Source organism: Corynebacterium nuruki S6-4 (assembly GCF_007970465.1).
In the GTDB taxonomy this organism is placed as follows: domain Bacteria; phylum Actinomycetota; class Actinomycetes; order Mycobacteriales; family Mycobacteriaceae; genus Corynebacterium; species Corynebacterium nuruki.
Window position 1 is genome coordinate 2276351 of the sequence record NZ_CP042429.1, and the last position, 23292, is coordinate 2299642.

Sequence of the window (23292 nt, forward strand, 5' to 3'; positions counted from 1 at the left end):
GGCCCCGGCGGCCCGGCTACAGGTTCATGATCTCGCGGACCTCGTCGGGCAGCTCCGCCACGCACGTGATCTGCGGTTTCCCCGCCTCCTGGTGTTCCCGCAGCGCATGGTTGATGACCGAGCGGCTGCTCGAGTCGAGGATCGGCAGTTCCTGGGCGATGAGCCGGGTCATGAACTCGTTGAGCGGGGCCGTGGTGTGCTGGGCCGCCTCGTAGTGTGCCGCCGGGTCGGTCCCGCCGACGACCGCGGTCTGCGCCATCGAGCCACGCTCCCCGGCGGGTTTCCCGTCGTTGGCCTTGGCGATGTTGCGCCGCATCTGGTCCTTGAGCCGGTCTCTGCCCTTGTCGACCTTGCTGCCCTTGTCGCCTCTGCTGTCACCGGCGGCGTCCCCGCGGTTTCTCCTGCCGAACATGACCCCCATCCTACCCCGGTACTCCACTAGACTCGGGGCCGCACAAGCCCCACCGGCACCCGACCAGCAACGGAAGGTGTGAGTCATGCCGAACCCACCTGTCACCACCACCAACGTCCCCGGACCAGCAGAAATCGGCGGGGTGCCGACCGCGCCCCTCGCCGCCACGATCGTCGGCTACTACCTGGCCGCCGATCTCGTGACGGGGCCGTGGAAGCGGCGTGTGGTCCGGGCCCTCATCCTCGCCGCCGGGGCCGGTACGGCACTGGGACTGCAGAAGAGGACGGGGCAGACGTCGCAGCAGCAGGCCGCCACCGCGCCGGCGACCCCCGGCTGGCAGGGCGAGGAGGGGCGGGCCGGTGCGGCGGCCTCCCCCGATCCGGCGTCCGGCCATGTCGCCGGCACCGCCACCGGCCACGGTGAGGTCCACGGCCAGCGCGGCCAGTTCACCGGACAGAACGCCGGGATGGTGGTCCTCGGGGCGGCCGCCGTCATCGGAGGGACGTGGCTCAACGCCCGCATCGACCGCGCCGCCGCCGGGTTCATCTCCCGCGTCGGCGGGAAGCTGCCGGTGATCGGCCGGGTACTGCGCCGGTTCCCGAACGCCGCCTGGGGTGCGGCACAGGTCGGTATCGTCGCCGCCGGTCCGGCGCTGCAGGAACGGATCGAATCCGCCACCGCACCGACCGCCAACCCGCAGTTCCGGTGAGCGGCGGCATGACGGACACGACTGTGACGACAGAGACGACCGACGCGACCGATACTGCCGAGGACGCGACCGTCGCGGACGCCGCCGCCCTCGGCGGCACCCGCCCCCAGGACCCGCCGCTGCTCGTCGCCGCGACCGTCGGCGGGGTCACCGCCGTCTGGCAGGTCGAAGTGGACGCCCGCGTCCTGCTCGGCGACTTCAGCGGCGCCTGGCTCGTCGACGGCGACGGCATCCGCGGGTTCGCGGCCGACGCCGACTGGATCCCGCAGCGCGGCGACCGCGACGCGGTCCTGCGCACCCTCCTCGCCCACCCGGTGCTCCTCGCCGAGGGCGACGACCCGCTGCCCGTCGACGGGGTGGACGTCATCGACCTCGACGCGACCGTGGCGGGCATCCACGACCGGGTCCGGCGCAACCACGACGACTTCGCCGCCGCCCACCCCGGCAAACGTCAGCCCGCCTGGGGGGCGCCGGACGCCATCGGCTACCGCACCCAGGACGGCCCCGCCCCGCACGGCCTCGACGGGGACGCCGCCACCGCCGTCACCCGCTGCCTGGCCGCCGCACGGGGCCTGCGTGCCCTGGTCCGGGACTGGAACCGGGTGGAGAAGCTCCGCGCCCAGCGGCTCGGCGGGGACCTGCAGGCCCTGCCCGTCGAACTCGTCTGAGCCTCGTCAGAGTCCCGTCTGAGTTCCGTCAGAGCCCGGTCAGACCACTGCCGGGCCCCGGCGGGTGCACCCGCAGACCGACGGCACGCCTCCGGAACCGGCGCTACGCTGGGCGGTATGAGCGCACAGCAACTTCCGCGCGCGTCCCGGACGCGACCGCGGACCACGACCGGGGCCCGGGCACACCACGCCGGGTCGGGTCTGGCGGATGTGCTGAACCTCGCCGACCTGCCCGGCTTCGACCCGGAACTCGGTGATGTCCTCGACACGGCGCTGACCTCCGGTCCCGTCGACATCACGGCGTCTGCACCGTCTGCGTCGTCGGTGACATCGCCGGCGTCTGCGGCCTCTGCGGCCGCGACAACCGCACCGGTGGACACCACCCTCCTCGTCCTCGCCGAACACCACGTCGACGGCATCGGCTGGTTCACCCGCACCCTGGGCCTCAACGGGGCCCTCTCCGTCGCGGAGACGGTGCGGGCGGTCCTCATCGCCTTCAGCTGGCCCGGGGCGTCCGGCATGCTCGACGGCGGCCGCGACCGCACGGACGTGGTGGGCGGTTGGTCACTGCAGGCCCGCCGCGATGACCGGCTCCGCGTCTACAGCCCCACCGCCGGGCCGGTCGGGACCCGCCTCGACGAAGCCCTCGGCCGGGACGGCACCGGCACCATCGTCGCCGACGGCTACCCGATCAGCGTCACCACCGCGGGCACGATGCCGCGCGACGGCCACACACCGGACGCCGTCTGCCTCGCCGGCAGTTTCGCCCCCGACCCCGGAGCGGCGGCCGACCACCCCGCCGGGGTGCCGGGCGATGTCGACCTCGCGGCGGTGAACGTCGCCCTGGCCGGGGAAGAGACCGTCGACGAGGTTCTCGCCGAACTCGACCCCGAACTCGCCGACCTGATCCGCGCCGGGGCACTCTACGAGTTCATCCCGCTGCTGCAGGCGCTCGACCTGGAGCGTCCGGCACAGGTCCCGGACCGGACCCGGGCGGTTCTCGCCGGCCTGCCCGCCGAGACCACCGCCGCCGGCCGGGCCGCCGCCTGGGCACGCATCATCGCCCTGTCCACCCTGTCCACCCTGTCCGAGCGGGGTGCCGTCGACGCGATCGCCGCGACCCTGCTCGGCTCGCTCGGCATCACCGCACCCGACGGCGCCCCGCTCGACGAAGCGCAGGCCAGAGCGCTGTGCCGGGAGTCCGCGCACCGGCTCGCGACCTGCGGGGCGGACGCCTGGAGCAGTCTGCCGGGGGAGACGGTCGCCACGCCGCTCGTGCCGCGCTGCAGCCTGCTGGACCGGCTCGAAATGTACCGTTTTCTGCTGCAGCGCCGGGAGGTGGCGTCCGGCGGAGGGGCCTGACATGCGGCCCGACACGCCGGAGCAGGTTTCACCGATCGGGGTCTGACTGGGTAGCGTGGCAGTGTTCACCGCTGTATCCGCCGCCGCCGAGAGAAAAGGACCCGTGTCGTGACAGACGCCGTCGCAGAACGTGGCGGGGACAGTGCCGCCGGAGACGGCGACGCCGTCCCCGACGCGGCCACCCTCGCCCGACAGCGTCGCGACGCGGCGAAGGCGCGCAGCATGCGCATCCTCCGCCAGTTCATCAAGTTCGGCATGGTCGGCGCCTCCGGGTTCGTCGTCAACCAGGCCGTGATGGTGCTGGCGAACAAGCTCACCCAGTGGCTGTGGGGCTTCGACCAGTACTCGCCGTTCGTCAACCTCTTCGGGTCGGCGTTCCACGTGCGCTGGTACCACGTGTTCAGCATCCTGGCGTTCATCGTCGCCAACATCTGGAACTTCTTCCTCAACCGGCGCTACACGTTCCGCATGAAGCACGGCACCCCGTGGTTCCGGCCGATGCTGAGCTTCATGCTCGTCGGGGCTTTCGGCCTGCTCATCACCCTGCTGGTCTCCACCGCACTGGTCAACGACGATTCGCCGATCGCCCTGTCGCACAGCATCTGGGACGATTCGACGGGCCTGCGGACGCGCGCCTACTGGGGCAACTTCATCGGCGTGATCGTCGCCATCCCCGCGAACTTCCTGTTCAACAAGCTGTGGACGTTCCGGTCGCACGGCCACGGCGGGCATGGCGGGCACGGTAAGGGCGAGGTGCGGGTGACGCATGTCGGCTGAGGGCGTCATCGTGCGGGTGCCGTTGGCGACCCAGCTGTTCCGGTTCATCTGCACCGGTGTGGTGGGGGCCGTCGTCGACTTCGGGTCGACCTACCTGCTGTCGCTGGCGGGCCTGTCACACGGCGGATCGAAGACCGTCGGCTTCGTCCTGGGGACGCTGACCGCCTACCTCATCAACCGGCGGTGGACCTTCCAGGCCGCGCCGTCGACGAAGCGTTTCCTCGTCACCATGTGCTCCTACCTGCTGACATACCTGGTGCAGGTCAGCCTGTTCCTGGTGTGCATCCCGTGGCTGGAGGACCACGACTTCTCCGACTTCTGGACGCAGGCGATCAGTTTCGTCATCGCGCAGGGGACGGCGACGGTGCTGAACTTCGCCATCCAGCGGTGGGTCATCTTCCGGGTGCTGTAGGGGAACTCCGCCTTCCGGAGTGGGGATCTACGGAGTACCACCCGGGGCACAACCCGGGACCACCGGAAAGTATTACCAGTTCAGACCGGTAGAAAATTTTGCGACCTGGGGAAACGCCGGATCCGGGGTCCCGTAGCTGGTAACACTTTCCGGGTCCGGCGGGTCCGGCGGGGACAGCTCCGGGAACGGTCCAGGGAAGGACGCCGGGGGCCGGAACCTACGGCCGGTAGAACTTCTCCTGCTGCCCCTGCCGCAGCAGCCGCAGCCACTCCAGGAACCCCTTCGGGTCCTTCTGCTGCACCAGGAAGTACCAGCCGAAGCGGGCGTACTCCTGGGGCAGCAGCCGCCGCATCCCCGGCTGGTTCATGAGGAACCCCCGGTTGCGGTAGGTGAAGTAGCGCTTGAACGCGCTGTCGGGGTACTGGGTGTGCATCTTCCCGCCGAGGATCGGCCGGAACTCGTCGGAGCCGTCCGGGTGCAGGTAGGCGGTCGTCAGGCAGGTGCCGAACGGCAGGCCGGACCGCACCAGGCGACGGTGGTACTCCACCTCGTCGCCACGGATGAACAGCCGGTAGTCCGGCACACCGATGACCTCCATCGCCGCCGCGCTGATCAGCGCCCCGTTGAACAGGCTGGCGATGCCGGGCAGGAAGTCACCCTCCAGTTCCGACAGGTAGCGGTGCCACACCACACCCTGACGCAGCGGGAAGGCCAGCCGGCCGGGTTCGTCGATGTTGCAGACGACCGGGGAGACCTCGGCGAGCCCGTTCGCCTCAGCCACCCGGTACAGCGTCTCCAGCACCTGCTCATCGGCGGGGCGGCCGTCGTCGTCGGCGCACCACACGGCGTCCATCCCCAGGGACAGGGCGGTGAGGAAACCGAGGGCGAAGCCGCCCGCGCCACCGAGGTTGGTCTTCGACGGGACGTAGACGGCCCGGTCGCCGGCGGTCTGCTCGACGAGCTCGCGCACCGCGTCATCGGCACCGTTGTCGACCACGATCACCTTGTCCACCGGGTGGGTCTGGGAACAGACCACGCCGAGGGAGCCCTGCAGCAGCTCGACCCGGTTGTGGGTGACGATGACCGCGGCGGTGGTGCCGGTGCGGTCGAGGAGGGCGGTGCTGACTGGGCTGGCTGGGCTGGCGTCTGACATGGAACTCATTGTGCCACGGGCCCGGTCCGGCCCCGTCCGGCGCTGTCCCGGTGTGGGTCGGCGGCGGCGTCCGGCGGCAACGCCTATGCTCGGGTGGGAGACGGGACACACTCGACGCGCCACGCACGCCGACATCACACGGAGGAGAGCGAATGACCCAGAAGACCGCTGAACAGCAGGTTCTCTACCCAGCGGTGCCGACCGGGAGGTATGCGCGGGTGGCGGCCCGGGTCGCGGAGGGGATCGTCCGGCGGGCGGCACGGCTCACCGGGATCACGGTGGGGACCGCGGCGGACCGGCCGGACGCCGATCTCGTCCTCATCCGGCCACGGGACTTCTACACCCGGCTGGGCGTCGGCGGGCTCACCGGTTTCGGCGAATCCTATGTCGCCGGCGACTGGGAGTCCGCCGACCTCGCCGGCACGCTGACCGCCCTGTGCCGGAAGATGGCGTCGCTGGTCCCGGGATGGATGCAGACCTTCCGCGGGTTCTATAACGCGCGGCGTCCCGCATCACAGAAGAACACCGTCAGCGGGGCGAAGCGCAACATCAGCGCCCACTACGACCTGTCCAACGACTTCTTCGCGACGTTCCTCGACCCCGGGCTGAGCTACTCCTCGGCCCTGTTCGGCGGGCATCCGGAGCGCACCCTCGCCGAGGCGCAGGACGCCAAGGTCGAGCGCGCCCTCGACCGGGCGGGCGTGGGGGAGGGCAGCCGGGTCCTCGAGATCGGTACCGGCTGGGGCGAGCTCGCGCTGCACGCCGCCCGCCGGGGTGCGCAGGTCCGGTCGGTGACGTTGTCGACCGAGCAGGCGGACCTCGCCCGGCGGCGCATCGCCGACGAGGGGTTCTCCGACCTGGTCGACGTCGACCTCTGCGACTACCGGGAGACCACCGGGACCTATGACGCGGTGGTCTCCATCGAGATGATCGAGGCCGTCGGCGCGGAGTACTGGGACAGCTACATGCAGGTCGTGCACGACCGGCTGGCACCGGGCGGGCGGGCGGTGATCCAGGCGATCACCATGGACCACCAGCGCATGCTCGCCACTTCGGACGCCGCCACGTGGATCACCACCTATGTCTTCCCCGGCGGGGTGATCCCCTCGGTGACGGCGTTGAATGAGGCGGCGCAGCGGGCGGGGCTGCACCTGGGCATGCGGTTCAGCTTCGGGGAGGATTACGCGGAGACGCTGCGGCGCTGGGATGTCGCTTTCCGGGACGCCGCGGCGTCCGGTGCGGTGGAGGAGCTGCACGACGGGGCGACCGGGGCGGTGTTCGACCCGGCGTTCCAGCGGCTGTGGCACTTCTACCTGTGCTACTGCGAGGCCGGCTTCGCTGCGCACTACATCGACGTGGGGCAGCTGGAGTACGTGCGGTAGCGCGGCGGGGGAGTGGTGCTGCCCGGGGTGGTCAGACTGTCCGCCGCATCGCGACCCGCGGGGCGACGTCCAGCCCCGCCGCGCGCTCGGCATCCCGGATCCGGCGCAGGTCGGGGCCCAGCTCGTCGTCGGTCAGCTCGGAGAACCCGAGCCGCCGGTACAGCGGCGCATTCCACGGCACGGTACGGAACGTCGTGAGACCCACGCCAGGGCGTCCTGCGGCACGGGCGAGGTCCACGGCGTGTCCGATGAGGCCGGTGCCGAGGCGCCTGCCGCGGCAGGACGGGTCCACCGAGACCTGTTCGATGAGGAGGTCACCGTCGGCCTCCGACAGCCACAGCCAGGCGACCAGGTCGGGCTCTCCGGCGCCGGTGCCGTCGATGACGGTGATGCGGCCCCGGTCGACCGCCGCGACGAGATCGGCGACGGCGGGCGGTTCGTCGTCGGCGATGGTGGGCAGCCCGATCGCCCGGAACGGTTCACCGGCCCGGCGTTCCAGGTCGCGGACGGCCGGGATGTCGGCCGCGGTGGCGGTGCGCACCTGTGGGAACCCCTACAGCCGCCCCAGGTCGCGCAGCACGTGCCGCACGTGCTCCTTGGCGTCCGGGCCCTCGTAGTCGCCGACGATCTCGTCGACGGGGCCGCAGGACTTGATCTCGCCGTGGTTCACCCAGATCGCCGAGTCGCACAGCTGCGCCAGGAACTCGTTGGAGTGCGAGGCGAACACGAGGATGCCGGACTTGGCCACCAGGGCGGAGAGCCGCTCGCGGGCCTTCGCCATGAATGCGGCGTCCACCGCGCCGATCCCCTCGTCGAGCAGCAGGATCTCCGGCTCGATGGAGGTCACCACACCGAGGGCGAGGCGCACGCGCATACCGGAGGAGTAGGTGCGCAGCGGCATGGCGAGGTAGTCGCCGAGCTCACTGAACTCGGCGATGTCGTCCATCTTCTTCTGCATGGAGCGCTTGGACTCGCCGAGGAACAGGCCGCGGATGATGATGTTCTCGTAGCCGGAGATCTCCGGGTCCATGCCCACACCCAGGTCGAACACGGGGGCGACGCGGCCCTTGACCACGGCGGAACCGCGGGTCGGCTCGTAGATGCCGGAGAGCAGCCGCAGCAGGGTGGACTTGCCGGCGCCGTTGTGGCCGACCAGTCCGATGCGGTCGCCCTCCTCGAGGTGGATGTTGACGTCGCGGAGGGCCTCGACGACGACGGTGTTGTCCTCGTTGCGACCGATGGCGCCGCCGGCGGCGCCGAGGAAGGCCTTCTTCAGGGAGCGGGACTTCGCGTCGAAGATGGGGAAGTCCACGCAGGCGTTGTAGGTGTCGATCGAAACCAAGGGGACTCTCCTTAAACCCAGTAACTGACGCGGGCGCGCCACTGCCGCATGAAGATCATGGCGAACAGGGTGCCGAGCACGGTGAGGACCACGACGATGATCCAGGAGCGCAGGGCGACGGGTTCGTTGATCATGGGGCCGCGCACGACGGCCATGTAGTGGTACAGCGGGTTCAGCTCGGCGAGGTAGGCCTTGTTGCCGAGGTCGCCGACCCGGTCCTTCAGCGTGGAGTCCATCCACACGATCGGGGTCATGTAGAACAGCAGCTGCACCAGGGATTCGAGCAGTGGGGCGACGTCGCGGAACCGGGTCGCGATGATGCCGAAGAACATGGTCACCCACACGCCGTTGGCGACGAGCAGGGCCAGGCCCGGGACGGCGAGGATGACCTCCCAGCCGACGGGGATGCGGAAGATCGCCAGCAGGACCAGCCAGATCACCAGGTTGTGCAGCAGGAACAGGAACTGTTTCCACACCAGCCGGTAGACGTGGACGCTCAACGCACTGGGGAGCTGTTTGATCAGGCCCTCGTTGGCGATGAAGACCTGCGAGCCCTCGTTGATGCAGCCGGCGATGAATCCCCAGAGGATCAGGCCGACGGCGACGTGCGGCAGGAACGTCTTGATGTCGATGTTGAACAGCAGGGAGTACAGCAGGCCGAGGGCGGTGGCCATCACGCCGGTGGCGATGGTGATCCACAGCGGCCCCAGGACGGAGCGGCGGTAGCGCTGCTTGATGTCCTGCCAGCCGAGGGCGAGCCACAGTTCGCGCTGGGCGAAGCCCCGCTTGAGGTCGTCCCATGCGGCGCCGAAGGTCTGTGACGTCGACGGCGGGGGGACTGTCCCCTCCGGCGTCGTGACGAAACGTTCGAATTCCGGGGACAGGGCGATGCCGCCGGTCTCCGGGGCCGCCACCGGGTCGTTCTGGGGTTTCTCTGGTTCGGACACGTGACAACGGTACCTTGCCCGGCGGCGTCCGCGGCAAAACCCGGCAGACGGGGCGGGTACGGGGCAGGGACGGGGTAGGCGGCTGTTGCGCCCTTGCGGCGCTGTCCGGTGGGGGCGGTAGTATCGGGTCCGATCAACAGGAAGTGGAGCCAGGACGCAGGACCCTGGCCGATAAGTGGGCTGGAAGGTGCGTCTGGAGTGTTCGATGCTGCGAGGGCCCGGGGGCTCTACGTCTCATTGTCCGACGGGTGGACCTATCTGAATGCGGGGCACCGCGCCCAGGTGCCGGAGAAGGTGAGTTCCGCCGTCTCCCGCGCGTTCCGTGCCGCGCCGCTGCAGGCGAACGGGGTCGACGGGGACGAGGGGACCGCCGTCGGTCTGACCCGGGGGGACGACTATGTCGCCGCCGCCCGCCGCGCTGTCGCCGATCTCGTCGGCTCGCGGCCGGAGTGCGTGGTGCTCGGCCCCAACCGGGCGGCGCTGCTGAGCTCGCTGGCGACGGTCATGCCCGCGAAACTGCGGATGGGCCGGGAGGTCGTCCTGTCCCGCTCCGATGAGCCGGCGAACATCGACCCCTGGGTCCTGGCCGCCGACCTCTACGGGGCGACCGTCCGGTGGGCGGAGGCGGACCTCACCGCCGGGACGTTGCCGACGTGGCAGTACAGCGACCTCATCGGCTGGGAGACGTCGGTCGTCGCCGTCACCGCGGCGAATGCGCACCTCGGCACGGTCACCGACGTGCGCCGGATCGCCGACCAGCTGCACGCGAAATCGCGCGGTTGGCTCGTGGTGGACGCCACCGCGGTCGCCCCCTACCGGACGATCGACATGGCCGCCTGGGGTGCGGATGTCGTCGTGCTCGACTTCGCGCCGCTCGGCGGCCCGGAGGTCGGGGCGATGGTCGTGCGGGATCCCGCCATGCTCGGCGAACTCAAGCTCGTGGAGGCCCGGACGGGCCGGCACTCCACCCCGGATCCGGACGCCCTCGCCGCCCGCCGCCTCGCCGCCCTCGAACGCGGTGCGGTGAGCCCGGGACTGCTCGGTGCGGTGCCCGCCACCGTCGACCACCTCGCCTCCCTCGACGAGGCGGCGACGGGGACCCGCCGCGAGCGCCTCGCGGTCTCCCTGCCGGGTGCGGAGGACTACCTGCTGGGCCTGGCCCGGCACCTCGTCGACGGGCTGCAGGGTCTCGGTGGCGTGCACGTCATCGGCGCCGACGGGGAGGGCTACGGCTCGTCGTTCACCGGCTCCGACCGCGTGCCGCGCGTCAGTTTCCTCGTCCCCGGGCTGGACGCCGCGTTCGTCGGCGCCCGCCTGCTGGACAACGGTGTGGTCGCCCAGGTCGTGGGGCTGGAGGACAGCGCCCTGTTCGACCAGATGGGGGTCGCGGAGATGGGCGGCGCGGTGTGTGTCGCCCTGGCCCCGCACAACACCCGCTTCGATGTGGACCACCTGGTCCGCGTCATCGGCGGAATCGTGTAGCCGGGTTCCACCCGGCTCCCCGCCGGCCCGCCGTCACCCCTCGGTGACCTGCAGCACCGCCTTGCCGGTGATCTCCCCGGCGAGCAGTGACCGGTGCGCGGCGGCGGCGTCCTGCACGGGAAGCACCCGGTCGACGTGGTGGCGGACCTGCCCGGTGGCGAGCATCGGCCACACGTTCGCGACCGTCTCGGTGACGATCCGGGCCTTGTCATCGAGATCGCGGTAGCGCAGGCCCGTCGCCGAGATGTTCCCCCGCTTGTTGAGCAGCCGGCCGATGTTGAGCTCGCCCTTCACCCCGCCCTGCATGCCGATGATGACGAGATGCCCGTCCTTGGCCAGTGACTTCACGTTCCGGTCGAGGTACTTGGCGCCGATGATGTCGAGGATGACGTCCGCACCACCCTCCTCCTTCATGACCTCGGCGAAGTCCTCGTCGTGGTAGTTGATGAGGATGTCGGCACCGTAGCCGGCACAGACGTCGAGTTTCTCCTGGCTGCCGGCGGTGACCGCTACCCGGGCGCCCAGGGCGGTGGCCACCTGGACGGCGAAGAGGCCCACGCCGCCCCCGCCGCCGTGGATGAGGACCGTGTCGCCCTCGTCGATGTGGGCGGTCATCATGAGGTTCGACCAGACGGTGCAGGCGACCTCGATGACACTGGCGGTCTCCAGGAGGCTGTATCCCTCGGGGACCGGCAGCAGCTGGCCGACGGGGACGGTGACGAATTCCGCGTAGCCGCCGCCGGACAGCAGTGCCCCGACCTCGTCACCGGCCTGCCAGGGGGTGCCGTCGGGTCGGACGCAGCCGTTGGCGTCCTCGATGATGCCGGTGGCCTCCAGTCCGAGGATGTCGGTGACCCCCGCCGGCGGCGGGTAGTGGCCCTGGGCCTGGAGGGTGTCCGCCCGGTTGAGCCCGGCGGCGGTGACGCGCACCAGGACCTCGCCGGACGCCGGGGTCGGGGTGGGGGTGTCCTGCCAGGACAGGGCGGAGGGGTCGGTGGGGTCAGTCTGGATGATCGCCTTCATGGTGCCCAGCCTAACGGCGTCCCGCCCGCGGTGCGCTAGGATTGTCGGCGCTGCCGCGGCACGGTCGACCGTGCCGGTACCGGTGGCAGGGAGATGTGGCAGAGCGGCCGAATGCACCGGTCTTGAAAACCGGCGACGAGTGATCGTCCGCGGGTTCAAATCCCGCCGTCTCCGCAGGAACACCCGGACAGCACAGACCCCCGCACCCGTGACGGTGCGGGGGTCTGTGCCGTCCGGCGCATCCGGGCTCACCCGCTGTGCGGGGACGCCGGGTGTACGTCGACCGGGTGGTGCCGGGCCTTCCGGACCGCCCCCTCATCGCACACCTGGCGCGGGTCGGGACGCCCTGGGCGGGGCCGGATCCGGTCAGGCCACGACGTCGACGACGTCACCGGGCTGCAGCCAGTCGAAGAAGGCCACTGCGTCATCGTGCAGGAGATGGATGCAGCCGTTCGACAGGACGCCGGGGTCGCCCTCGTGGAAGGCGATGCCGATGTCACCGGGGTAGGTCGTGCCGGCGGAGAAGTACACCGAGTAGGGCATCGGCGCGTTGTAGGGCACCGACCATTCGTCGATCACCTTGCGGGTGACCTGGGTGGTCCCGACCGGGGTCTCGAAGCCGGGCTTGCCGGAGCTGATCGGCACCGGGCCGCGGACGATGTTCCCGGCGCCGTCCTGCAGCCAGGCGGTCTGGTTGGTGAGGTTGATGCACGCCTTCGCCTGGACCGCACACGGTGCCGGCGCGGGGGCGGGATCAGGTGCCGGAGCCGGGGCCGGTGCGGGAGCCGGCGCAGGCACCGGGTCAGGGGCAGGGGCCGGTGCCGGTGTGGCATTGTCACCGGGTGCCGGAGGTGCCGGCGGCGCCGGGAGATCCGGCAGGCCGGGCAGCTGCGGCACGCTGATCGGCGGCAACTGCGGAAGCTGCGGCAGTTCCGGCAGCGCCTGCGCGGCGGCGGTCGGGGCGAACGCGAGGGCGAGGACGGCGCCGACGGCTGCGGTCAGGTATTTCAGGAGCGATCTCATGCTTCCCACCTCCGGGGTTGTCAGTGGTTCCCAGGGTACGTCGCGCACACCACCCCCGCCGGTCACATTCCGGTTTCATTCCGGCCACACTCCGGCCGCACCCCGGCGTCACTCCAGCACGGTGATGCCCGTGACCTCCGGCAGTCGCAGCGTCCGCCCGTTCTGCAGTGCGACCACCAGCGGTTCCCCGATGTCACCGGCGATGAGCCGCGCCCAGGACAGCCGGTCGGTGCGGACGTCGCGGCGTCCGATGTCGTAGAGCCAGAGGGTGCGGTCGACGAGCACGGTGGTGCCCGCGAGCTCGTCGCCGTCGAGTTCGATGAGGTAGACGTGGCCGTCGAGGTCGCGTCGGCGCAGTCCGGTCAGGGAGACGGGCGCGGGGTCCGCGCTCCCGGCGGTCAGGTTCGCGACGAGGCCGAGGTGGTGGGGGATGTCGGCGGAATCCAGGACGACGAGCGGTTGGCCGACGGTGCACCGGCGGATCCCGTGGTGGGTCCAGACGACGGGCTGCGGCACCCGGCCGTGGCTGCCGGGCGCCGGGGCGCGGCGCACCGCGATCCGGGTCCCGTCGACGGTGATGCGCTGGTCGGGTTGCTCGGTGACGACGAGGACGCGGGTGGTCTCGGGCGCGCCGGGGATGTCGGCGAGCCGGCCGGGGTGGTCGGCGGTGAGGTCACCGAGGGCGGTGGTGACTTCGTCGTCGGTGGAGTTCCAGGCGATGCCGCGGGCCTCGAGCTGGCCGTAGAGCTGGGGGAGGGTGAGGTCGGGCTGTGCCTCCCAGGCGCGGCCGAGGGCGGCGAGGACGCCGGGAATGCGGAGCGGGTCTTTCACGGTGGTCCATCGTAGGCCACCGCCGGAATTCAACGCGAACGAAACCCTCAGGAAACACGCATGTTACAAAGCGTCCATATGATGGGAATCGAGCATCCGAAATATGAGATTAGCCTGATCATTACGTGTTTCGCTTGTCAGGCGCTACGATACAAATACACCATTGAGTACTGGCAGAGCACTGACGACAGCTCGCCCGGCGGCCCGCGACCGTGCCCACCACAGCACCGGTTCCCGGGTCGGTGACTGCACTGACTGCATCGGCGCCCACCGTGGCGACGACTACCGGCAGGGACACCGGACGAGGACGCACCATCGGCGTCCCTCCCCGTACCCCGTCCCCGCCCGATTCGGAGGCTGACGACCTATGTCCCACTATCCGGCCCCGCAGGGTCTGTACCACCCCTCCTACGAGCACGACGCCTGTGGCGTCGCGTTCGTCGCCGACATGCACGGCCGCCCCACCCACGACATCGTGGAGAAGGGTATCCAGGCACTGGTCAACCTGGAGCACCGCGGCGCCGCCGGCGCCGAGAAGAACACCGGCGACGGCGCCGGCATCCTCATCCAGGTCCCCGACCGGTTCTACCGGGAGATCCTCGCCGCCCAGGGCATCGACCTGCCCGCACCGGGCTGCTACGCCACCGGCATCGCCTTCCTCCCTGCCGCCCGCATGGCCGCGCTGGACGCCATGCGCGCCGTCGAGGCCATCATCGCCGAGGAGAACCTCGAGCTGCTGGGCTGGCGCGAGGTCCCGGTCGACGACACGAGCCTCGGCGCGATGGCCCGCGACGCCGAACCGATCTTCTACCAGCTCTTCCTCGCCGGGAAGGACGCCGAGGGCAACCAGCTCGGCGGCATCGAACTGGACCGCCGCGCCTGGTTCGTGCGCAAGCGCGCCGAGCGGGAACTCGGGTCGAAGGGCCCCGGCGAAGGACCCGGCGGCGACACGGTCTACTTCCCGTCCCTGTCCGCCCGCACCATCGTCTACAAGGGGATGCTCACCACCCCGCAGCTCCGGGAGTTCTACCTGGACCTGCAGGATGACCGGGTGGCCTCGGCCCTGGCGGTCGTCCACTCCCGGTTCTCGACGAACACCTTCCCGTCCTGGCCGCTGGCCCACCCGTACCGGATGGTCGCCCACAACGGTGAGATCAACACCGTCCGCGGCAACGAGAACTGGATGCGTGCCCGCGAGTCCCAGATCCGCAGCGAGACCCTCGGCGACATCGAGCGGGTCCTGCCGGTCTGCGACCCCGCGGGCTCGGACACCGGACGCTTCGACGAGGCCCTGGAGATGCTCCACCTCGCCGGCCGGTCGCTGCCGCACGCGGTGATGATGATGGTGCCGCAGGCCTGGGAGCGTAACCCCTCCATCGACCCGGCGATCCGGGCGTTCTACGAGTACCACTCCTGCCTCATGGAGGCGTGGGACGGCCCCGCCGCCCTCGTCTTCACCGACGGCACGGTGCTGGGTTCGGTCCTCGACCGCAACGGACTGCGTCCGGGCCGTATCTGGGTCACGAAGGACGGCCTGGTCATCGGCGGGTCCGAGACCGGCCTGCTGCCCGTCGACCCGGCGGACGTCGTCGAACGCCGCCGCATCGAGCCGGGCCGCATGTTCCTCGTGGACACCGCCCAGGGCCGCATCATCCCCGACGAGGAGATCAAGGCGAAGCTCGCCGACGGTCCCTACCGGCAGTGGGTCGACGACAACATCGTCCGCTTCGGCGACCTGCCCCAGGTCGACTACGAGCCGATGAGCCATGAGCGCGTCGTGCTGCGGCAGCGCGTCTTCGGCTACACCGAGGAGGAGGTCGAGTCCCTCATCCGGCCGATCGCGGTCACCGCCGGCGAGGCCATCGGCTCGATGGGCACCGACACGCCCATCGCCGCCCTGTCCGACCGGTCGCGGATGCTGTTCGACTTCTTCGCCCAGCGGTTCGCGCAGGTCACGAACCCGCCGCTGGACTCCATCCGGGAGAAGATGGTCACCAGCCTGTTCACCCAGCTCGGTGCCCAGGTCGACGTCACCACCGAGGTGCCGGAGGCCGCCCACCGCATCCAGCTCGAGACCCCGCTGCTGCTGAACTCGTCGCTGGCGACCCTGCGCGGCGCCGGCGGCCACGACGGCTTCGACGCCTTCCGCTCCACCGTCATCTCCGGGCTGTACCCGGTCGCCCACGGCGGCCGCGGCATGCGCCAGGCGATCGACCGGGTGCGCCGGGAGGTCTCCGCCGCCATCGAGGACGGCTGCTCGCTGATCATCCTGTCGGACCGGGAGTCCGACGAGCGCCTCGCCCCGATCCCGTCCCTGCTGCTCACCAGCGCCGTCCACCAGCACCTCGTCGCGGAGCGGACGCGCACGCGGGCGTCCCTCATCATCGAGACCGGCGACGCCCGCGAAGTCCACCACATGGCGATGCTGCTCACCTTCGGTGCGGACGCGATCAACCCCTACATGGTCATGGAGTCCATCGACGAACTCGGCAAGCAGGGCCGGCTCGGCGGTGTCGACGTCGAACAGGCCTGCCGCAACTTCATCGCGGGCGCCGCCGCCAGCGTGCAGAAGATCATGTCCAAGATGGGCATCGCCACCGTGGCGTCCTACCGCGGTGCACAGCTCGCCGACGTCACCGGCCTGTCCCAGGCGCTGCTCGACGAGTACTTCACCGGCTGCGTCAGCCCGATCTCGGGCATCGGCCTCGACGAGATCGCGGACGCCGTCGCCGTGCGCCACCGCTTCGCCTTCCTCCCCCGGCCGGAGGAGGCCGCCCACCGGGAGCTCGAGATCGGCGGCGAGTACAAGTGGCGCCGCGAAGGCGAGTACCACCTGTTCAACCCGGAGACGATCTTCAAGCTCCAGCACGCCACCCGGACCGGCACCTACCGGATCTTCAAGGAGTACACGGAGAAGGTCGACAACCAGTCGGCGCGGCTGGCCACGCTGCGCGGCATGATCGACCTGCACTCCGACCGCCGGCCGATCCCGGTCGAGGAGGTCGAACCGGTCAGCGAGATCGTCACGCGGTTCTCCACCGGCGCCATGAGCTACGGCTCCATCTCCGCCGAGGCGCACGAGACCCTCGCCATCGCCATGAACCGGCTGCACGGCAAGTCGAACTCCGGTGAGGGCGGCGAGGATTCCGCCCGCTTCGAACCGGACGCCAACGGCGACTGGCGCCGCTCGGCGATCAAGCAGGTGGCGTCCGGCCGCTTCGGCGTCACGAGCCACTACCTCAACAACTGCACCGACATCCAGATCAAGATGGCGCAGGGCGCGAAGCCCGGTGAGGGCGGCCAGCTGCCGCCGCACAAGGTGTACCCGTGGATCGCCGAGGTGCGTGTCACCACGCCAGGTGTGGGACTGATCTCCCCGCCGCCGCACCACGACATCTACTCGATCGAGGACCTCGCCCAGCTCATCCACGACCTGAAGTCGGCGAACCCCGACGCGCGCATCCACGTCAAGCTCGTCGCCGAGCAGGGCGTGGGCACCGTCGCCGCCGGTGTGTCGAAGGCGCACGCCGACGTGGTGCTCATCTCCGGGCACGACGGCGGCACCGGGGCGTCCCCCCTGAACTCCCTGAAGCACGCGGGCGGCCCGTGGGAGCTCGGCCTCGCCGAGACCCAGCAGACCCTGCTGATGAACGGTCTGCGTGACCGCATCACCGTGCAGTGCGACGGCCAGCTGAAGACCGGCCGGGACGTCATCGTCGCCGCACTCCTCGGCGCCGAGGAGTTCGGCTTCGCCACCGCCCCGCTGGTGGTCTCCGGCTGCATCATGATGCGCGTCTGCCACCTGGACACCTGCCCGGTCGGCGTGGCCACCCAGAACCCCGAGCTGCGGAAGAAGTACACCGGCCAGGCCGACCACGTCGTCAACTTCTTCACCTTCATCGCCCAGGAGGTGCGCGAGTACCTGGCGGAACTCGGCTTCCGGTCGATCGAGGAGGCCGTCGGCCACGCCGAATGCCTCCGCCAGCGCCAGGTCGACCCCTCCCACACCACCGCCTCGCAGCTCGACCTCTCGCCGATCTTCGCGATCCCCGACAGCCCCTTCATGCACCAGGACCGGCACCGGACGAAGGCGCAGGACCACTCGCTGGAGGAGTCGATCGACAACCGCATCCGGCGCGACGCGGAGGAGACCATCCGCCGCGCCGCCGCCGGGGAGGGCACCACCGTCGAGCTGGCCTACCCGATCAGCAACGTCGACCGCTCGGTCGGCACGATGACCGGGTCCCTCATCAGCCGGGTGGCGGGCCGCGACGGCCTGCCGGCGGACACGGTGGACATCACGTTCACCGGGTCGGCGGGCAACTCCTTCGGCGCCTTCGTGCCGAAGGGCATGACGATGACACTGGTCGGCGACGCCAACGACTACGTCGGCAAGGGCCTGTCGGGCGGCACCATCGCCATCCGGCCGGACGCCCGCGACGGGGCCCTCGGTCCGCACCAGACCATCGCCGGCAACGTGCTCGGCTTCGGCGGCGTGTCCGGTGAACTGTTCATCCGGGGCGCGGTCGGCGAGCGGTTCGGCGTCCGGAACTCCGGCGTCACCGCCGTCGTCGAAGGCGTGGGCAACCACGGCTGCGAGTACATGACCGGCGGACGCGTCATCGTCCTCGGCCCGGTCGGCGAGAACTTCGCCGCCGGCATGTCCGGCGGTATCGCCTACCTGCTCGACGACGGCACCGGGATCGAGGGCATGTCCGCCCACGTCAACCCCGGCCTCGTCGACGTCGAGGAGCTCGACCCGGTGACGGACGCCGACGAGATCGACTGGCTCGTCGCCACGATCGCCCGGCACCGCCAGCTCACCGGATCCACCGTGCCCGTCGACCCGCGGGCACTCATCAGGATCATGCCGCGCGACTACCGCCGCGTGACCCGCACCATCGAAACCGCCCGCGCCGCCGGGCTGGACGAGGACGGCATCGCCGCCGCGATCATGGAGGAAGTGAAGTAAATGGCTGACCCGCACGGATTCCAGAAGTTCCGCCGCGAAGAGGCGCACCACCGGCCCGTCCCGCTGCGCCTCATGGACTGGAAGGAGGTCTACGAGACCTTCCCCGACGGCAAGGTGCAGACCCAGGCGACCCGCTGCATGGACTGCGGCGTCCCGTTCTGCCACGACGGCTGCCCGCTGGGCAACATCATCCCGGAGTGGAATGACCTGGTGCGCCAGGGCCGGTGGCGCGAGGCCTACGACCGGCTGCACGCCACCAACAACTTCCCCGAGTTCACCGGGCGGCTCTGCCCCGCCCCGTGCGAGGGCGCCTGCGTCCTCGGCATCTCCGAGGACCCGGTGAGCATCAAGTCCGTCGAGCTCACCATCGTCGAGCACGCCTGGGCCCGGGGCTGGGTGAAGCCGGTGAAGGCCTCGTTCTCCACCGGACAGTCCGTCGCCGTCGTCGGCTCCGGCCCGGCCGGTCTCGCCGCTGCCCAGCAGCTCACCCGCGCCGGCCACGACGTCACCGTCTTCGAGCGGGCCGACCGCATCGGCGGCCTGATGCGCTACGGCGTGCCCGAGTACAAGATGCAGAAGGAGTGGATCGACCGCCGGCTGGCGCAGATGGAGGCCGAGGGCACGACCTTCCGCACCGGCGTCTCCCCGTCCGCCGCCGACCTCGCCGGCTTCGACGCGGTCGTCCTCGCCCTCGGCTCCACCATCGGCCGTGACCTGCGGGTCCCCGGCCGGGAGCTGGACGGCGTGCACCAGGCGATGGAGTACCTGCCGTGGGCCAACAAGGTCCAGGAAGGCGACCTCGCCGAGCCCGGTATCGATGCGTCCGGCAAGCACGTCGTCATCATCGGCGGCGGCGACACGGGCACCGACTGCTTCGGCACCGCCCTGCGCCAGGGTGCGGCCTCGATCCGCCAGTTCGACATCAACCCGGCGCCGCCGGCCGAGCGTGCCGACGACAACCCGTGGCCGACGTACCCCCGCATCTGGCGTACCGCCACCGCCCACGAGGAGGGCGAGTACCGGATCACCGGCAACGAGTCCGCCGACGAGATCGTCGCCCTCGGGCTGGCGTCCCGCACGGTGGGTGAGGAGCTCGGCGAGCGTGATTTCGGGGTGAACACCGTCGAGCTCACCGGCACCGACGGGCATGTCACCGGGCTGAAGGCGGCCCGCTGCGAGCGGTCCCCCGAGGGACTGGTGAACCTGCCGGGCACCGACATGGAGATGCCCGCCGACCTGGTGCTGCTGGCGATGGGCTTCGCCTCCGTCGACCAGGCCGGCATCGTCGGTGACCTCGACCTGGCCGTCGACGGCCGGGGCCGGCTGGTCCGCGACGGCGAGTTCCGCGCCCGGTGGGAGCCCACCGACGCGGTGGCGGACGCCGGCTTCGACGCCCCCGTCTTCGTCGCCGGGGACTCGGGCCGTGGCCAGTCGCTCATCGTGTGGGCGATCGCCGAGGGCCGCGCCTGCGCCGCCGAGGTCGACCGCAAGCTCATGGGCGAGTCCGCCCTGCCGCGGTCGATCGAGCCGACCGACGCGCCGATGCACGCGTAGGCGCCGGTACAATCCCACCGGTGACCACCGGCGCCCTCTTCAGCATCCTCGTGGCGTGGCTCCTCGCCATCGCCTCCCCCGGCCCCGATCTCGTGCAGTTGCTGCGCGTCGGGGCCGTGCGCCGGAACGGGGTGTGGTGCGCGGTGGGGATCATGAGCGGGAATCTGCTGTGGATCCTCGGCTCCATGGTGGGCCTCTCCGCCCTCGTGGAGGCCGTCCCCGGCATCCTCACCGCCCTGTTCCTGCTCGGCGGGTGCTTCCTGGCCTGGATGGGGCAGGGGGCGCTGCGGGGCGGCCTGGCGGCACGCCGGGAGCAGCGGGCGGGCGGCACCTCGTCGGTGCCCGCCGCGGCGACGGCCGGGATGACGGCGGCCCACGCCTGGCGCCTGGGGCTGGCGACGAACCTGTCGAACCCGAAGGCGCTCGTGTTCTTCGGGGCGGTCTTCGCCGGGTTCGTGCCGCCGGAGACGTCCTGGGCCGCGCGTGCGGTCGTGCTGCTCATGATGCTGGTGACGGGGGTCGCCTGGTTCGTCGCGGTGGCGTGGATGGTCTCCGTCCCCGCGTTGGGACGCCGCCTCCAGGCCGCCGGTTCCTGGATCGACATCGCGGCGGGGACGGTGTTCCTGCTGATCGCCGCGGTCCTGCTCGTTGAGGGCGTGACACGGCTGCTGTGACGGCCGCCGCGGCCACCCGGTGACCTGGTTAGTGAACCGGGCGGACCGGGCATAGGATAGGCCGCATGCTTATTCCCGATGTGCCGGTGGACGGAGAGATCCGCCTCGGGCAGTTCATCAAGCTGGCCAGTCTCGTGGAGACCGGCGGTGTGGCCAAGGAGCTCATCGCCGCTGGGCGGGTGTCCGTCAACGGCGAGGTCGACACCCGCCGTGGCCGCCACCTGCACGCCGGCGACGAGGTGACGGTCGCTGACGAGGCCGGCTCACTCCAGGTCGGGGCGCGGGTTGCGTCCCATCCCGCCGACGGTGATGATGACTACTTCGACGAAGCAACTGCTGACGATGACTTTGATCCCGACAAGTGGAGGAATCTCTGATGCCTGCCCTCGTGGCGGAACCCGGTATGCCGATCTGGATTGATCTGGCGACGACTGACCTGGCGACGGCGAAGAGCTTCTACGCCGACCTGTTGGGCTGGGAATTCGACGACCCGTGCGGCGGGTACGTCGTCGCGAAGAAACAGGGGATGCCGGTGGCCGGTCTCGGGGAGGTCCCCGAGGACAAGCCGTCGCTGTGGGGCCTCATGCTCTACACCCCCGACGTGGACGACGCCTACGCGAAGGCCGTCGAGGCGGGCGCCCACGGCGCCCTCTCCCCGCGGGACGTGGGACGCCGCGGCCGGATGGCCGTGCTGGTGGATCCCTCCGGGGCGACCATCGGGTTCAAGCAGCCGCGCGCGGAGGAACCCTTCTTCGCCGCCGGTGAACCCGGCACCCCGGTGTGGCACGAACTGCTCGTCGGCGAGAACTGGGACGAGACGCTCGCCTTCTACCACGAGCTCGCGGGCTGGGACATCCGGACGCAGACCGACTCGGACCGCTTCCGCTACGCCACCGGCGACTACGACGGTGCGCCGCTGTGCGGCCTGTGGGACACCAGTGAGCTCGACGAGAACCCGTCGATGTGGACCCTCTACCTGGGTTGTACCGACGTGGACGCCGCGGCCGAGGTCGCCCGCACCTCGGGCGGCCGGGTCGTCCGGGCGCCGTGGGACTCGGAGCTGGGCCGGCTGACGACGATCGTCGATCCGACGGGTGCGCTGGTGAACCTGTGCCAGATCGAGGAGCCGGAGCCGGAGTCGATGGAGGACGTTCACGAGCCGGATCTGCTCGCCCCGGAGAACCACCCCGACAACCACTGAGGCGATTGCCGGGCTGCCCGCGGCGCGGGTGTCCGGCTTACTGTGCCGGGGCGGCGGCCGGTGCAGTCGGTGCCGCGGCGGCCGGAGCGGCGTCCTGCGGGGCAGTGGTGCCCTGCGGCGCGGGGGATCCGGCAGGGGCGGTGCCGGTCTCGGCGGCCAGCGCGGCGCTGTCGAGGGTGCCCGCGGTGATCTGCGTCTTGTAGTCCTGGGCACCGAAGGCCTTGAGCAGGTCGAGGATGCTGCCGAGGTCGACCTCGCCGCCGGTCAGCGCAGTGGTGACGAGCGACTGGATCTGGTCCTGTGGCAGAGTCACGTCCGCCTTCGCGGCCTCGGCACCGGCGGCGGTGAGGGCCTGGGAGGTGGCCGTGTCGAGGAGTCCGGTACCGGACAGCGTGGTGAAGAACTCGGTGGGGCTCACCTCGCCGGCGACGAGACCGAGCAGGGAGACGAGGACGTCGGTGCTCAGCGGGATGTCGAGGGCGGGCAGACCGGCGGCGGCGAGTCCGTGCTCGATGGTGTTGGCGATGCCCGCCTCGCCGGTGCCGGCGTCGGTGATCGGCTTGAGGGCGTCCGCCACGTCGCCGGCGCTGGTGCCGGAGTGGGGGCGGCCGGCCAACGACTGCAGCTGGGCGTCGCTGCCGTAGTAGGTGTTCATGTCGACGTTGGTGTACACGCCGTCGACGGCACCCTCGCCGGAGTACTGCCAGAACGTCGCCTCGGACCAGCCGCCGGGCAGCGGGTCGGGGAGACTGTCGCCGTAGTAGGCGAGCCACAGCGGGAGGTCGGCGAAGTCGGTGGTGTTCGCCATGTCCTGGAGCCAGAAGCTGTAGTAGGTGTAGATGATCGGGTCCCGGCCGGTGAGGGTGGTGATCTCGTCGACCCAGTCGTGCACCCAGTCGATCAACTGGTCGGCGGACAGACCGCCGTTCTCTTCGAGGTCGAGGGTCGGGGGCAGTGACGGCTGCGCGCCGGTGGCCAGCGTGGAGGCGTAGTAGCGGGCCTGGCTGCGGGCGTCCCCGTTCCCGGGCTTGGCGTAGTGGTAGCTGCCGGGCAGGACGCCGGCGGCGGAGGCCTTGGCGGAGTCCGACGAGAAGTACGGGTTGACGTACCCGGTGCCCTCGGTGGCCTTGATGAAGGCGAAGGACTGTCCGGACGCCGCGACGGTCTGCCAGTCGATCGCGGCACCGCCGCTGTGCTGGTGGCTGGCGACGTCGATGCCGTCGAGGTCCGCCCAGGAGGGGACGGCGATGACATCGGTGGCGACCAGTCCGGCGACGGTCGCGGCGGAGCCGAAGAGGGCGACGGCGGTGACTCGGGCGGGCATGGTACGCACAGAACGGCGTCGGGGGAAGAAACGCATGGGCATCA

21 protein-coding genes and 1 tRNA gene are annotated in these 23292 nt (G+C 70.7%); 13 read left to right on the forward strand and 9 right to left on the reverse strand.

Features of this window, described 5'->3' with window-relative positions:
• Nucleotides 1-16 precede the first annotated feature (16 nt).
• Entirely contained in the window at nt 17-412 is a 396-nt protein-coding gene (locus FSW06_RS10160) for a hypothetical protein (protein ID WP_010122820.1), read from the reverse strand.
• Nucleotides 413-497: 85 nt separating this feature from the next.
• Between FSW06_RS10160 and FSW06_RS10165 the strand changes: the two genes are divergently transcribed.
• The 5 genes from FSW06_RS10165 (at nt 498) to FSW06_RS10185 (ending at nt 4340) form a co-directional block, all read left to right on the forward strand.
• Entirely contained in the window at nt 498-1121 is a 624-nt protein-coding gene (locus tag FSW06_RS10165) for a hypothetical protein (protein ID WP_029450357.1), read from the forward strand.
• Between the two features lie 8 nt (nt 1122-1129).
• Complete coding sequence (locus FSW06_RS10170; RefSeq protein WP_010122818.1) at nt 1130-1789, forward strand: hypothetical protein; 660 nt, start codon at nt 1130-1132, stop codon at nt 1787-1789.
• Nucleotides 1790-1906: 117 nt separating this feature from the next.
• Nucleotides 1907-3151 (forward strand): hypothetical protein, encoded by a 1245-nt coding sequence (locus FSW06_RS10175; RefSeq protein ID WP_238526026.1) that lies wholly within the window; start codon nt 1907-1909, stop codon nt 3149-3151.
• A gap of 222 nt (nt 3152-3373) precedes the next feature.
• Nucleotides 3374-3928 (forward strand): GtrA family protein, encoded by a 555-nt coding sequence (locus tag FSW06_RS10180; protein ID WP_139024617.1) that lies wholly within the window; start codon nt 3374-3376, stop codon nt 3926-3928.
• Nucleotides 3918-4340, forward strand: coding sequence for a GtrA family protein (locus tag FSW06_RS10185; protein ID WP_010122815.1), 423 nt, complete (start codon nt 3918-3920; stop codon nt 4338-4340). Before FSW06_RS10180 ends, FSW06_RS10185 begins: the two co-directional genes overlap by 11 nt.
• 217 nt (nt 4341-4557) lie before the next feature.
• On the opposite strand, the gene glfT1 is transcribed toward FSW06_RS10185, so the two are convergent.
• Nucleotides 4558-5493 (reverse strand): galactofuranosyltransferase GlfT1, encoded by a 936-nt coding sequence (glfT1, locus tag FSW06_RS10190; protein WP_010122813.1) that lies wholly within the window; start codon nt 5491-5493, stop codon nt 4558-4560.
• Between the two features lie 152 nt (nt 5494-5645).
• Between glfT1 and FSW06_RS10195 the strand changes: the two genes are divergently transcribed.
• Nucleotides 5646-6875, forward strand: a complete 1230-nt coding sequence (locus FSW06_RS10195; RefSeq protein WP_010122811.1) for an SAM-dependent methyltransferase — start codon at nt 5646-5648, stop codon at nt 6873-6875.
• A gap of 31 nt (nt 6876-6906) precedes the next feature.
• On the opposite strand, the gene FSW06_RS10200 is transcribed toward FSW06_RS10195, so the two are convergent.
• Genes FSW06_RS10200 through wzm form a run of 3 tightly spaced genes read right to left on the reverse strand, consistent with a single transcriptional unit; the run spans nt 6907 to nt 9107 of the window.
• Complete coding sequence (locus FSW06_RS10200; RefSeq protein ID WP_010122809.1) at nt 6907-7416, reverse strand: GNAT family N-acetyltransferase; 510 nt, start codon at nt 7414-7416, stop codon at nt 6907-6909.
• Nucleotides 7417-7428: 12 nt separating this feature from the next.
• Nucleotides 7429-8259: a galactan export ABC transporter ATP-binding subunit Wzt/RfbE gene (wzt, locus tag FSW06_RS10205; RefSeq protein ID WP_476580426.1), complete on the reverse strand. Its 831-nt coding sequence runs from the start codon at nt 8257-8259 to the stop codon at nt 7429-7431.
• Entirely contained in the window at nt 8229-9107 is an 879-nt protein-coding gene (gene wzm / locus FSW06_RS10210; RefSeq protein ID WP_050802073.1) for a galactan export ABC transporter permease subunit Wzm/RfbD, read from the reverse strand. The genes wzt and wzm overlap by 31 nt, the downstream gene beginning before the upstream one ends.
• Before the next feature lie 255 nt (nt 9108-9362).
• Between wzm and FSW06_RS10215 the strand changes: the two genes are divergently transcribed.
• A complete protein-coding gene (locus FSW06_RS10215) occupies nt 9363-10646 on the forward strand; it encodes an aminotransferase class V-fold PLP-dependent enzyme (RefSeq protein WP_010122699.1) in 1284 nt (427 codons plus the stop codon).
• 33 nt (nt 10647-10679) lie between these two features.
• On the opposite strand, the gene FSW06_RS10220 is transcribed toward FSW06_RS10215, so the two are convergent.
• Nucleotides 10680-11669 (reverse strand): NAD(P)H-quinone oxidoreductase, encoded by a 990-nt coding sequence (locus tag FSW06_RS10220; RefSeq protein ID WP_010122698.1) that lies wholly within the window; start codon nt 11667-11669, stop codon nt 10680-10682.
• 89 nt (nt 11670-11758) lie between these two features.
• On the opposite strand from FSW06_RS10220, the gene FSW06_RS10225 reads away from it, so the two are divergent.
• Nucleotides 11759-11843, forward strand: a tRNA-Ser gene (locus FSW06_RS10225).
• Between the two features lie 192 nt (nt 11844-12035).
• Here the strand turns inward: FSW06_RS10225 and FSW06_RS10230 are convergent.
• Nucleotides 12036-12692 (reverse strand): L,D-transpeptidase, encoded by a 657-nt coding sequence (locus FSW06_RS10230; protein ID WP_010122697.1) that lies wholly within the window; start codon nt 12690-12692, stop codon nt 12036-12038.
• A 108-nt stretch (nt 12693-12800) separates the two neighbouring features.
• A complete protein-coding gene (locus FSW06_RS10235; protein ID WP_010122696.1) occupies nt 12801-13523 on the reverse strand; it encodes a hypothetical protein in 723 nt (240 codons plus the stop codon).
• Between the two features lie 367 nt (nt 13524-13890).
• Here FSW06_RS10235 and gltB point away from each other — a divergent pair, with 367 nt between their 5' ends.
• The 5 genes from gltB (at nt 13891) to FSW06_RS10260 (ending at nt 21924) form a co-directional block, all read left to right on the forward strand.
• Nucleotides 13891-18495, forward strand: a complete 4605-nt coding sequence (gltB, locus tag FSW06_RS10240; protein ID WP_010122695.1) for a glutamate synthase large subunit — start codon at nt 13891-13893, stop codon at nt 18493-18495.
• Nucleotides 18496-20049, forward strand: a complete 1554-nt coding sequence (locus FSW06_RS10245) for a glutamate synthase subunit beta (protein WP_010122692.1) — start codon at nt 18496-18498, stop codon at nt 20047-20049.
• A 20-nt stretch (nt 20050-20069) separates the two neighbouring features.
• Nucleotides 20070-20723, forward strand: coding sequence for a LysE family translocator (locus FSW06_RS10250; protein ID WP_010122690.1), 654 nt, complete (start codon nt 20070-20072; stop codon nt 20721-20723).
• Between the two features lie 65 nt (nt 20724-20788).
• The gene (locus tag FSW06_RS10255; RefSeq protein WP_029450348.1) at nt 20789-21100 is read left to right on the forward strand and encodes an RNA-binding S4 domain-containing protein; all 312 of its coding nucleotides are present in this window, start codon (nt 20789-20791) and stop codon (nt 21098-21100) included.
• Nucleotides 21100-21924 (forward strand): VOC family protein, encoded by an 825-nt coding sequence (locus FSW06_RS10260; protein WP_010122688.1) that lies wholly within the window; start codon nt 21100-21102, stop codon nt 21922-21924. Before FSW06_RS10255 ends, FSW06_RS10260 begins: the two co-directional genes overlap by 1 nt.
• Nucleotides 21925-21961: 37 nt before the next feature.
• Here FSW06_RS10260 and FSW06_RS14965 read toward each other — a convergent pair whose 3' ends face one another.
• The gene (locus FSW06_RS14965) at nt 21962-23248 is read right to left on the reverse strand and encodes a glycoside hydrolase family 25 protein (protein WP_010122686.1); all 1287 of its coding nucleotides are present in this window, start codon (nt 23246-23248) and stop codon (nt 21962-21964) included.
• Nucleotides 23249-23292: the final 44 nt, after the last annotated feature.

What these genes read in the sequence shown, in the direction of transcription:
- FSW06_RS10170 (WP_010122818.1), top strand. Translation starts at nt 1,130, where the DNA reads ATGACGGACACGACTGTGACGACAGAGACGACCGACGCGACCGATACT.
- FSW06_RS10160 (WP_010122820.1), bottom strand. Translation starts at nt 412, where the DNA reads ATGTTCGGCAGGAGAAACCGCGGGGACGCCGCCGGTGACAGCAGAGGC.
- FSW06_RS10195 (WP_010122811.1), top strand. Translation starts at nt 5,646, where the DNA reads ATGACCCAGAAGACCGCTGAACAGCAGGTTCTCTACCCAGCGGTGCCG.
- FSW06_RS10180 (WP_139024617.1), top strand. Translation starts at nt 3,374, where the DNA reads ATGCGCATCCTCCGCCAGTTCATCAAGTTCGGCATGGTCGGCGCCTCC.
- glfT1 (WP_010122813.1), bottom strand. Translation starts at nt 5,493, where the DNA reads ATGTCAGACGCCAGCCCAGCCAGCCCAGTCAGCACCGCCCTCCTCGAC.
- FSW06_RS10220 (WP_010122698.1), bottom strand. Translation starts at nt 11,669, where the DNA reads ATGAAGGCGATCATCCAGACTGACCCCACCGACCCCTCCGCCCTGTCC.
- FSW06_RS10185 (WP_010122815.1), top strand. Translation starts at nt 3,918, where the DNA reads ATGTCGGCTGAGGGCGTCATCGTGCGGGTGCCGTTGGCGACCCAGCTG.
- gltB (WP_010122695.1), top strand. Translation starts at nt 13,891, where the DNA reads ATGTCCCACTATCCGGCCCCGCAGGGTCTGTACCACCCCTCCTACGAG.
- FSW06_RS10260 (WP_010122688.1), top strand. Translation starts at nt 21,100, where the DNA reads ATGCCTGCCCTCGTGGCGGAACCCGGTATGCCGATCTGGATTGATCTG.
- FSW06_RS14965 (WP_010122686.1), bottom strand. Translation starts at nt 23,248, where the DNA reads ATGCCCGCCCGAGTCACCGCCGTCGCCCTCTTCGGCTCCGCCGCGACC.
- FSW06_RS10245 (WP_010122692.1), top strand. Translation starts at nt 18,496, where the DNA reads ATGGCTGACCCGCACGGATTCCAGAAGTTCCGCCGCGAAGAGGCGCAC.
- FSW06_RS10175 (WP_238526026.1), top strand. Translation starts at nt 1,907, where the DNA reads ATGAGCGCACAGCAACTTCCGCGCGCGTCCCGGACGCGACCGCGGACC.
- FSW06_RS10165 (WP_029450357.1), top strand. Translation starts at nt 498, where the DNA reads ATGCCGAACCCACCTGTCACCACCACCAACGTCCCCGGACCAGCAGAA.
- FSW06_RS10230 (WP_010122697.1), bottom strand. Translation starts at nt 12,692, where the DNA reads ATGAGATCGCTCCTGAAATACCTGACCGCAGCCGTCGGCGCCGTCCTC.
- FSW06_RS10255 (WP_029450348.1), top strand. Translation starts at nt 20,789, where the DNA reads ATGCTTATTCCCGATGTGCCGGTGGACGGAGAGATCCGCCTCGGGCAG.